This is a genomic window from Campylobacter sp. B0100352/1 (genome assembly GCF_020135855.1).
Classification (GTDB): domain Bacteria; phylum Campylobacterota; class Campylobacteria; order Campylobacterales; family Campylobacteraceae; genus Campylobacter_D; species Campylobacter_D taeniopygiae.
Map to the genome: position 1 here is coordinate 1 of NZ_JACHTP010000114.1, position 399 is coordinate 399.

A 399-nucleotide genomic window follows, 5' to 3' on the forward strand; every position below is an offset into this window, starting at 1 on the left:
CCTTCAGAATCTGTATAAGAAGTAACATTAAAACTCATGTTGTGGGCATTAAAATCTAATTGTGGACCAGCATTTGTTAAACTAGGACTTTTATTAGTTTCATTAGGATTAGTAATCGAAAAGGCACCTGAGTCATTGACTACCACTGTAACGCCTTCATTAACATCTGCTGCTGCAAAAGAACCACTGCCATCATAATCTACCCCATATCTGGCGTCTCTTTGTAAGAGCTCTCTTAGATCTTCGGTGGAATGAAAGGTTCTTGCATCCGTATTTAATAAAGAGCCATTCATTACTGCATTATAGTAATTTTGTGAAGCTGGGTCAGTAAAAGTTGGAGTTCCCCCTCCATTAGTTCCTTGTTTATATCCATCGCCTCCATCAGGATTATACATAGGA

1 pseudogene is annotated in these 399 nt (G+C 38.3%); it reads right to left on the reverse strand.

Annotation, left to right across the window (positions count from 1 at the left end):
* Positions 1-399, reverse strand: a pseudogene (locus tag H2279_RS08780) (flagellar hook protein FlgE); the annotation flags it as partial.